A 9,960-nucleotide genomic window follows, 5' to 3' on the forward strand; every position below is an offset into this window, starting at 1 on the left:
GTGACCAAAAGAGAGCCATAACGACAGAGGGGGAGCCATCGGCTCCCCCTCTCGTTTATCTCTTCAACCCGGCTTAACGGGCATCTTCTTTCAGCCACTGCGCCACGCGCTTGGCGAAATAGGTGAGGATGCCATCGGCCCCGGCCCGCTTGAAGCAGAGTAGAGACTCCATGATGGTCTCCTTCTCTTTCAGCCAGCCGTTCTGGATCGCCGCCATGTGCATGGCGTACTCGCCGCTGACCTGATAGGCGAAAGTCGGCACGCCGAACTGATCCTTCACCTGACGAACCACGTCCAGATAGGGCATGCCCGGCTTGACCATCACGCTGTCGGCCCCTTCCTGAATATCCAGCGCCACTTCGTGCAGGGCTTCGTTACTGTTGGCCGGATCCATCTGATAGGTGGCCTTGTTGCTCTTGCCGAGGTTGCCGGCAGAGCCAACCGCATCGCGGAATGGGCCGTAGTAGCAGGAAGCGTACTTGGCGGAGTAGGCCATGATCTGGGTGTTGATGAAGCCATTCTCTTCCAGCGCAGCGCGGATGGCGCCGATGCGGCCATCCATCATGTCGGACGGCGCGACTATATCGACCCCGGCTTCGGCGTGGGAGAGCGCCTGCTTGATCAGGATCTCGGTGGTGATGTCGTTCAGCACATAGCCTTCGTCATCGATGATGCCGTCCTGACCGTGGGTGGTGAACGGATCGAGCGCCACGTCGGTGATCACCCCGAGCTCCGGGAAGCGAGCCTTGAGGGCGCGCACGGTGCGCTGGGCCAGCCCGTTCGGGTTGTAGGCCTCTTCCGCCATCAGGCTCTTGCTCTCCAGCGGAGTGACCGGGAACAGGGCGATGGCAGGCACGCCCAGCTCCACCAGCTCGGCGGCTTCCTCCAGCAGCAGATCGATGGAGAGACGCTCCACCCCCGGCATGGAGGGAACGGCTTCCCGGCGGTTCTCCCCCTCCAGCACGAACACCGGATAGATGAGATCGTTGACGGTCAGTACGTTCTCGCGCACCAGACGACGGCTGAAATCATGTTTGCGCAGACGGCGCAGGCGGCGGCCCGGAAAGGCGCCCGGAAGAGTTGTAGCCATGAATCACTCCTGGAGAGGAAGTTGGAAGAACGCGGCGGAGGTGGCCCGGGTATGGGCCAGCAAGGCCTCGGGCGCTTCACCACGACAGGCCGCCACCACCTGGGCGATGTGCGGCAAAAAAGCGGGTTCGTTGCGTTTCGGGCGCGGTTTCAGATCTCGCGGCACCAGATAGGGGGCATCGGTCTCGATCATCAGCCGACCGGCCGGAATACGCGCTACCTGTTCGCGCAGCAGCTGACCACGGCGCTCATCGCAGAGCCAGCCGGTCACCCCGATATGCAGCCCCAGCGCCAGACACTCGTCCAGCTCCTCGTCGGAACCGGTGAAGCAGTGCAGCACGGCTCCCGGTAGTTTCGGCAGCCAGGGACGGAGGATCTCGATAAAACGGGCGTGGGCATCGCGGCAGTGGAGAAACACCGGCATCCGGAGCTCAGCAGCCAGTGCCAGCTGGGCGTCGAATACCGCATCCTGCACCGGGCGGGGGGAGAAGTCGCGGTTGTAGTCGAGACCGCACTCGCCAATAGCCACCACCTGCGGCAACGCCGCCAGCTCGCGCAGGGCGGGCAGGGTCGCCTCATCGACACTCTTGGCATCGTGAGGGTGTACCCCGGCGGTGGAGAAGCAGTAGCCCGGCCAGCGGGCGGCCAACTCGGCGCTCTCGCGGCTGCCAGCCAGATCGGTACCGGTGAGGATAAGCGCTTCCACCCCGGCGGCACGGGCACGGGCCACCAGCTCAGCCTGCTCGCCGGCGAACTGGCTGCTGGTCAGGTTTAAACCGATATCGATCATGGGATGAGACGTTCCGAACAAAAGGAATACATATCAGGTATTTGAAAACCATCTACCGAATGGGGTCTTACCATACGCCTCGAACGGGAGCATGAAAAGAGGAAGGGAGCCTCAGCTCCCCTCGTTCTGCTATTCCTGCGGACGTCGTCATCCTCTCGCCGTCCGGCAAACAGGTGACGAACAGAGCCTCAGCTCTCCACATCCGGTTGTTCCTGTTGCTCTTCATCCTCTTTCTTCACGTAGAAGCGGGCGAAGAACAGACCTATCTCCCACAGCGCCCACATCGGGATGGCGAGCAGGGTCTGGGAGAAGACATCAGGCGGCGTCAGCAGCATGCCGACCACAAACACCCCGACAACGACGTAGGGACGTTTCTCCTTCAGGTTTTGCGGTGTGGTCACGCCGGTCCAGCAGAGCAGTATGGTGGCCACCGGAATTTCGAACGCCACCCCGAATGCGAAGAACAGGGTCAGTACGAAGTCCAGATAGCTGGCGATGTCGGTCGCCACCGTCACCCCGGCGGGTGCGGTACTGGTGAAAAAACCGAACACCAGCGGGAACACCACGTAGTAGGCGAACGCCATACCCGCATAGAACAGCAGGGCACTGGAGACCACCAGCGGCATGATCAGCCGCCGCTCATGCTGGTACAGACCGGGGGCGATAAAGGCCCAGGCCTGATAGAGCAGATAGGGGATCGCCACGAAGAAGGAGACCACCAGGGTCAGCTTGATCGGCGTCAGGAAGGGGGTCGCCACATCCGTCGCGATCATGCTGGTCCCTTCCGGCAGCTGGCTGAGCAGCGGCTGGGCCACGAAGTCGTAGATGTTGTTGGAGAAGTAGATCAGCGCCAGAAACACCACGAGGATGGCGGTAATGGAGCGCAGCAAGCGGGTTCTCAGCTCAACCAGATGGCTGATCAGGGGTTGTTCGGCCTGACTCATGACTTCACCTCCCCTTTTACTGCGGAGTCGCTGACCGGCACCAGCTCGCTCTCCCGCTGGCTGTTGACCGGCGGCACGTCGTGGCTCAGCTGCACCGCAGGCTCAACCGGCGTGGCAGGCTCAGCCTGGGCGACCGGCTCGGGGCGCGGCGGACGGATCTCGTTCTCCACCTGATAGGGGCGATTGACCGACTGGGCCGCCGCTTTGAGCTGTTCGATGGACTCCTGCAGCTCGGGGCTCAGGTTGCTCATCTGCAACTGTTCGGCCTTCTTGAGGTCGTTATGCAGCTCTTGCAACTTGAGCTCCTGCTCCAGCTCGGACTTGACCGAGTTCGCGGTCGAACGAATGAGGCGGATCCAGTGGGTAGCCGTGCGGATGGCAACCGGCAGCCGCTCGGGCCCCAGTACCACCAGTGCTACCACACCGATAACGACCAGCTCCCAAAAACCGATATCGAACATGGCTTAGGCCTGGTCTTTGTCTTTCTGCTTGGCGGTCTCACTGCTCTGAGTGGCCGCTTCGTTCAGCTGTTTCGGGGGAAACTCGGCATCTTTCTGCTCGGCCTTGGCATCAGCCGGCTCGTCGGAGAGGGCTTTCTTGAACCCTTTGACCGCCGCGCCCAGATCACCGCCAATGCCGCGCAGTTTCTTGGTACCGAACAGCAGCACGACGATGACTGCAATGATCAACAATTGCCAAATACTGATACCACCCATGATTTTCTCTCCAGAACAGGCGCCTGACGGCGCGGTTGTTGATTAATGGGAACGGGTTCGCAACCAGCCGACCAGCCAGCAGAGGGCTGCACCGGCGAGACTGGCTTGTCCCCACTCAATGTGTTGTTTTTGGGTCAGCAAGAATACACCCGCCAATAGCAGGCTGGCTCCAACCCCTAAGAGGTAGCGGGCCTGCCCCTGCCGACGGCTGTGACGGCGGAACTCGGCAAACATCTGGTCGAAATGACGCTGCTGATGACGGGTCTGACGCAGGGTCTCATAGACCAGCTCCGGCAGCTCCGGCAGCTTCTCCGCCCAGAATGGCGCCTTCTCCTTGATGGCGTTCAATACCGACTTGGGCCCCACCTGCTCGTGCATCCAGTTTTCGAGGAACGGCTTGGCGGTCTGCCACAAGTCCAGCTGGGGATAGAGCTGACGCCCCAACCCTTCCACATAGAGCAGGGTCTTTTGCAGCAGCACCAGCTGCGGCTGCACCGTCATATGGAAGCGACGCGCTGTGTTGAACAGGTTGAGCAGCACGTGACCGAACGAAATTTCGGAGAGCGGCTTCTCGAAGATGGGCTCCAGCACGGTGCGAATGGCGAACTCGAACTCGTCCACCTTGGTGTCTGCCGGCACCCAGCCCGACTCCACATGCAGCTCCGCCACCCGACGATAGTCTCGGTTGAAGAAGGCGAGGAAGTTCTCCGCCAGATAGCGTTTGTCTTCCCGATTGAGGGTACCGACGATGCCGCAGTCGATGCCGATCCAGAGCGGGTTTTCCGGATGTTCGTAAGAGACGAAGATGTTGCCCGGGTGCATATCGGCGTGGAAGAAGCTGTCGCGGAACACCTGGGTGAAGAAGACCTCCACCCCGCGCTCGGCCAGCAGCTTCATATTGGTGCCGTTGGCTTCCAGCGCTGGAATGTCGGAGACCGGAATACCGTAGATGCGCTCCATCACCAGCACCTGCTCGCGGCAGAGGTCGGTAATGATTTCAGGCACATAGAGCGCCTCGGAGCCGGTGAAGTTGCGGCGCAGCTGGATGGCGTTGGCCGCTTCGCGCATCAGGTTGAGCTCGTCGAGGATGGTCTTGCGATACTCCTCCACCACCTCGATGGGGCGCAGTCGCGCACTCTGGGGCACGAAGCGGGCCACCAGACGGGCCAGCGCCTGCATCAACCGCAGGTCAGCCTCGATAACCGGCTCGATGTCGGGACGGATCACCTTGATAACGATCTCGCGGCCACTCTCCTTCAGGCGAGCAGTATGCACCTGCGCGATGGAAGCCGACGCCAGCGGCGTCTCGTCGAAGTCGTCAAACAGGGTTTCGATGGGACAACCCAGGCTCAGCTCGATCTGCTGGCGCGCCGCCTGACCACAGAAGGGAGGCACCCTGTCCTGCAGCAAGGCCAGCTCTTCGGCGATATCCGGCGGCAGCAGGTCGCGGCGGGTCGAGAGCATCTGGCCAAACTTGATGAAGATGGGGCCGAGAGCCTCGAAGGCGAGGCGGATGCGGGCACCGCGGCTGAGATCCGGTTGTTTGTTCTTGAGCCAGAACAGGGAGCGACGGGCCAGACGACCCGGCCAGGGTTGATAGCGGGCGGGCACCAGTTCGTCGATGCCCTGCTCCAGCAGGATGGTGATGATGCGATAGAGGCGTTTGAACTCCTTCGGGGTCATCAGGTCACCTGCTGTTCGAAGCGGGCCAGCCGCAGTTCGACGGCCTTGAGCTGCTGGGCCAGCACCTCGACGTCATCGTTGAAACTCGCCACTTCCAGCGGGCCGGGAGCGAGGCGGGCCTCTTCGGTCAGATATTCCGCCAGCTGGCTGCGGGTGCGGCACAGCTCGCGGCCGACCAGGCGACGCGCCTGACGGGCACCACTGAACAGGGTGTGGGCAACGACATCGCCGGTATAGCGCGACAGCTCCTCCTCCCAGTCGATATCCAGCTCACCCAGCAGCACGCTGAATGCCTGCACCAGCTGGGGATCACCGCTCAGATCCAGTTTCTCCTCGCGGATATAACGGGTCAGGGCGGACGGGTCTTTCAGCAGACCGAGGGCGGTCAGGGAGAGGCTGAGCACCGCATCCGCCTCCCCTTCATGCAGGGCCAGCACATCCAGCCTACGCTCGGAGAAGACGAACCAGAGCGGCTTGAGTTCACGCAGCTCCAGCTTGAGCACCTTGCCCACCAGTTTGCGCAGCCGCTCCGGGCTCTGTTTGTCCAGCGCCAGCAACTGGTTGAGGCTGGTTTCGATCACCGCGGTGACCATGGCATCCATCGGCATAGGCAACCTTAAAACTTGTAACCGCGGTGCAGGGCGACCACACCCTGAGTCAGATTGAAGTACTCCACCTGCTCGAAACCGACATTTTCCATCATGCCGGCCAGGGTCTGCTGATCCGGGTGCATACGAATAGACTCTGCCAGATATTTGTAGCTTTCACTGTCGTTCGCGACGATTTCGCCCATTTTCGGCAGCAGTTTGAAGGAGTAGAGGTCATAGAGCTTGGCGATCACTTCACTGACCGGCTTGGAGAACTCCAGCACCAGCAGACGGCCACCCGGCTTGAGCACCCGGAACATGGAGGCGAGCGCCTTGTCCTTGTCGGTGACGTTGCGCAGGCCGAAGCCGATGGTAATCACGTCGAAGTGGTTATCCGGGAAGGGGAGCGCCTCGGCATTGGCCTGCACGTAGGAGACGTTGTTGGCGACCCCCAAATTGCGCAGCTTGTCGCGGCCCACTTTCAGCATGGAGTCGTTGATATCCGCCAGCACCACCTGACCGGTTTCGCCGACGATGCGCGAGAACTTTGCGGTCAAGTCACCGGTACCACCGGCCAGATCCAGCACCTTCTGGCCCTTGCGCACACCGGAACAGTCGATGGTGAAGCGCTTCCACAGGCGGTGGATGCCGAACGACATCAGATCGTTCATCAGATCATACTTGGCTGCCACCGAATGGAAGACACCTGCTACCAGAGTTTCCTTCTCGGTCGCGGCCACGGTTTTAAAGCCAAAATGCGTTGTCGTTGCTTGTTCTGACATCCCTTAAACACCCATAGAGCAAAGAATGGCCGCCAGTTTACCAGAGCCACTGGCGTCCGGACACCTTAAACCCGGCTCGCAACCAACTGCATGCCCAGCACCACCATGGCCAGACAGAGGAAGAGATTGAGACCGATATTGAGCAGCGCTTTCAGATAGGCTCCATGTTGAGCCAGCACCACCGTATCGAGGGCAAAGGAAGAAAACGTGGTCAGGGCACCGAGGATCCCCACCATCAGCAGCGGCTTCATCGGGTGTTCTACCACATGACCGTGACTGATGAGGGCGAACGCTACCCCCATGATGAAAGAGCCCACCACGTTGACCACCAGAGTCCCGTAAGGAAAGTGGCGCCCCAGCAGCAAGGCCATCAGTTCGGCAATCCCAAAACGAAGGCAGGCGCCGATGGCGCCCCCTGCAGCAACATAGAACCAGGTTTGCATGGTGTCACTCCCTCAGGGTCAGGCCGCCATTATGTCGCAATGGCGGCCCTTGTGCCCAGAGGCGGAACTAATCGTCATCCAGCCTGATTGAAATCTCAGCGGCGAAAATCGATGGGCTCTGGCTGACCCAGCACGATCTCGGTCTGGGCCGGGCGGGTCTGGGCAATCACCTTGCCGTGGCGGATCGAGTAACGCACCGGCACCTGACGGCGCACCGCATCGAAGCCGTTGTCGGCAGGCAGGATCAACAGGTTGGCCGGTTTGCCCACCTCGATACCATAGCGATCCTGCACATTCAGGGTGCGGGCGCTGTGGCTGCTGATCAGCTTCAGACCGTCGTTGATCTGCTCGTAACCCATGATCTGGCAGACATGGAGCCCCATATGCAGCACCTGCAACATGTTGGCGGTGCCCATGGGGTACCAGGGATCGAACACGTCATCGTGACCGAAACAGACGTTGATGTTCGCCTCCAGCATCTCCTTCACCCGGGTAATGCCGCGGCGTTTGGGATAGGTATCGAACCGCCCCTGCAGGTGAATGTTCACCAGCGGATTGGCCACGAAGTTGATGTCCGCCATCTTCAGCAGCCGGAACAGGCGGGAAGCATAAGCGCCGTTGTAAGAGTGCATGGCGGTGGTGTGACTGGCCGTCACCCGATGGCCGATACCCCGCTCGTAGGCGAGAGTCGCCAGCGTCTCGATGAAACGGGATTGCTCGTCATCGATTTCGTCGCAGTGCACATCGACTAGAACCTGATACTTCTCGGCAAGATCGAAGATGTAGTACAGACTTTCGACCCCATATTCCCGGGTAAACTCGAAGTGGGGGATCGCGCCAATCACGTCGGCGCCCAGTTTGAGAGCCTCCTCCAGCAGTGCCTTGCCGTTGGGGTAGGAGAGAATTCCCTCCTGCGGGAAGGCGACGATCTGCAGCTCGACCCACTCCTTCATCTCTTCCCGCACTTCCAGCATCGCCTTGAGCGCAACCAGATTGGGATCGGAGACATCGACGTGAGTACGGACAAACTGGATGCCGTTGGCGATCTGCCACTTCAGCGTCTGGATGGCACGCTGTTTCACATCCTCATGGGTCAGCAGCGCCTTGCGCTCGGCCCAGCGCTCAATCCCCTCGAACAGAGTGCCGGAGAGGTTCCAGCTCGGCTCGCCCGCCGTCTGGGTGGTATCGAGGTGAATATGGGGCTCGATAAAGGGCTCGATGGCCAGACCGCCCTCCCCGTCCAGCACCCGACCGGCGACGGCATGTTCGTCATGGGGTTCGATGGCTGTGATGACCCCATCCTGACAACGGATCTGCCACAACCCTTCCCGATCGGCCAAACGAATATGTTGAATCAGCATTTGTTAGCTTCCTGTACCAGAACCGGCCGCTGGGTGAGGCGAACCAGAATGAAATAGGTGAAGGCGGCGCCCAATACCGCGTTGAGTGGCACTATGCCCGGCAGCCACTTGCCGACAGCCACCCCGACTGCCGTGGCGACCAGCGCCTGCCAGCGCACCGTCTCGAACTGCTGATCGGCAAACTTACGGTAACGCTCACGATTGAGCAGGAAATCCATGATGATAATGCCACCAATCGGGGGAATTGCCGTACTCAAAAAGGCCAGCCAGCCGACAAAGTTGTTGTAAAGCCAGAGGGCGCAAGCCGTACCGATGAGCCCGTTGATCACGCTGAGCGGCTTGCTCTTGAGGCCGGTAATGTTGGCAAATCCGAGACCGGAGGCGTAGAGAGCGTTGTCGTTGGTGGTCCAGATATTGAGACCCAGCACCAGAATGGCGGGGATCAGTAAACCCTGCATCAACATCACTTCCGATATATCGGCCTGCCCGGTCACCGCCGCACCGGCAGCACCGAAGACGAACATTAGCGTGTTGCCCAAAAAAAACGCCACCATGGTAATCATGACGGCGCCCCAGGGTTTGCGACCAAAGCGAACAAAGTCGGCGGTCAGGGTTCCTGCACTGATAAAGGAACCAACCACCATGGTCAACGCCGTGGTGAACTCGATGGGATTGCTTGGTTGTACTTGCTGCAGTGCAGCCATGCCACCGGTCGAGGTCACCGCCAGCCAGACCGAGTAGCCGCCAAGCAGTGCAATGGCCGGTACGGCCACAAAGCTCAGCACCATCAGGGCGGAGATGCCGAAGTAGACGGTCACCGTCATCAAAATGCCCGAAATGGCGATCAGCCAGTTCACATCTATGCCGGTCGCCTTCTGCACCGGCAGGGCAAACATCGCCACGCCAACGCCAAACCAGCCGACCTGAGTACCGCCGAGCAGCAGGGATGGCAGCCAGGAACCTTTCACCCCAAAGGAGTAACGAGCCAGCAGATGGGTAGAGAGGCCGGTTGAGGCACCGATATAACCGAGACAAGCGGTGTAGATACCCAGCAGCAAGTTGCCGATCAGTACCGCCTTGATGAAGTCATCGAATACCAGCCCGGTACCAAGCGCACCACCGGTCCACATGCTGGCAGAGAAGAAGGTCAGGCCGAGCATCACCAGCATCAGCGACAGCACACCTTTGCGCCCTTTGGCGGGTACCGCCCCCAAACAGTATTCGTTATCCTGCGCCATGATCTTTCTCCACGTAATAGGCAAAACGCGCCGGATTTTACATGTAAAACGTTTTACGTCAATCAATCATGGTTAAATATCTGGATAAAACCATCAATAACAGTCAAATGAGTAACCCATCGAGTCTCAAATCAGCAGATAAACAGTGTCGACTGCAAGCAGAGGGGGTTGCTGGAATAGGAAATGTAAGGGGATATAACAAAAATGACAGATGCAAAAAAGCCTCCCTTTTCAGGGAGGCTTTCTATTTAATGGTGCTGATACCCAGAATCGAACTGGGGACCTCATCCTTACCAAGGATGCGCTCTACCGACTGAGCCATATCAG

Annotated in this window: 11 protein-coding genes; all 11 read right to left on the minus strand. The window is 59.9% G+C overall.

The annotated features are described in order from the left end of the window. Positions 1-73: 73 nt before the first annotated feature. Positions 74-1,090, minus strand: coding sequence for a porphobilinogen synthase (gene hemB, locus G5287_RS18325; RefSeq protein ID WP_005357271.1), 1,017 nt, complete (start codon positions 1,088-1,090; stop codon positions 74-76). Between the two features lie 3 nt (positions 1,091-1,093). Next, positions 1,094-1,879: a TatD family hydrolase gene (locus G5287_RS18330; protein ID WP_227341666.1), complete on the minus strand. Its 786-nt coding sequence runs from the start codon at positions 1,877-1,879 to the stop codon at positions 1,094-1,096. A 188-nt stretch (positions 1,880-2,067) separates the two neighbouring features. Next, the gene (tatC, locus tag G5287_RS18335; protein ID WP_005342401.1) at positions 2,068-2,823 is read right to left on the minus strand and encodes a twin-arginine translocase subunit TatC; all 756 of its coding nucleotides are present in this window, start codon (positions 2,821-2,823) and stop codon (positions 2,068-2,070) included. Continuing rightward, the gene (gene tatB / locus G5287_RS18340) at positions 2,820-3,284 is read right to left on the minus strand and encodes a Sec-independent protein translocase protein TatB (protein ID WP_110304509.1); all 465 of its coding nucleotides are present in this window, start codon (positions 3,282-3,284) and stop codon (positions 2,820-2,822) included. The genes tatC and tatB overlap by 4 nt, the downstream gene beginning before the upstream one ends. Before the next feature lie 3 nt (positions 3,285-3,287). Beyond that, positions 3,288-3,539, minus strand: coding sequence for a Sec-independent protein translocase subunit TatA (gene tatA, locus G5287_RS18345; protein ID WP_005339385.1), 252 nt, complete (start codon positions 3,537-3,539; stop codon positions 3,288-3,290). Between the two features lie 42 nt (positions 3,540-3,581). After that, positions 3,582-5,222 carry a ubiquinone biosynthesis regulatory protein kinase UbiB gene (gene ubiB / locus G5287_RS18350; RefSeq protein ID WP_005339383.1) on the minus strand — a complete coding sequence of 547 codons (1,641 nt, stop codon included), beginning with the start codon at positions 5,220-5,222 and terminating at the stop codon, positions 3,582-3,584. Next, on the minus strand, positions 5,222-5,830 hold the full coding sequence (locus tag G5287_RS18355) for a ubiquinone biosynthesis accessory factor UbiJ (RefSeq protein WP_421231685.1): 609 nt from the start codon (positions 5,828-5,830) through the stop codon (positions 5,222-5,224). Before G5287_RS18355 ends, ubiB begins: the two co-directional genes overlap by 1 nt. 8 nt (positions 5,831-5,838) lie before the next feature. Further along, positions 5,839-6,591 (minus strand): bifunctional demethylmenaquinone methyltransferase/2-methoxy-6-polyprenyl-1,4-benzoquinol methylase UbiE, encoded by a 753-nt coding sequence (ubiE, locus tag G5287_RS18360; RefSeq protein ID WP_005342396.1) that lies wholly within the window; start codon positions 6,589-6,591, stop codon positions 5,839-5,841. A 65-nt stretch (positions 6,592-6,656) separates the two neighbouring features. Then, a complete protein-coding gene (crcB, locus tag G5287_RS18365; RefSeq protein WP_005339378.1) occupies positions 6,657-7,034 on the minus strand; it encodes a fluoride efflux transporter CrcB in 378 nt (125 codons plus the stop codon). A 95-nt stretch (positions 7,035-7,129) separates the two neighbouring features. Then, positions 7,130-8,395, minus strand: coding sequence for a cytosine deaminase (locus G5287_RS18370; RefSeq protein ID WP_421231686.1), 1,266 nt, complete (start codon positions 8,393-8,395; stop codon positions 7,130-7,132). Then, positions 8,389-9,633 carry a cytosine permease gene (codB, locus tag G5287_RS18375; RefSeq protein ID WP_421231687.1) on the minus strand — a complete coding sequence of 415 codons (1,245 nt, stop codon included), beginning with the start codon at positions 9,631-9,633 and terminating at the stop codon, positions 8,389-8,391. The genes G5287_RS18370 and codB overlap by 7 nt, the downstream gene beginning before the upstream one ends. Positions 9,634-9,960: the final 327 nt, after the last annotated feature.

It is taken from the genome of Aeromonas sp. 603079, from assembly GCF_049172135.1.
In the GTDB taxonomy this organism is placed as follows: Bacteria; Pseudomonadota; Gammaproteobacteria; order Enterobacterales; family Aeromonadaceae; genus Aeromonas; species Aeromonas veronii.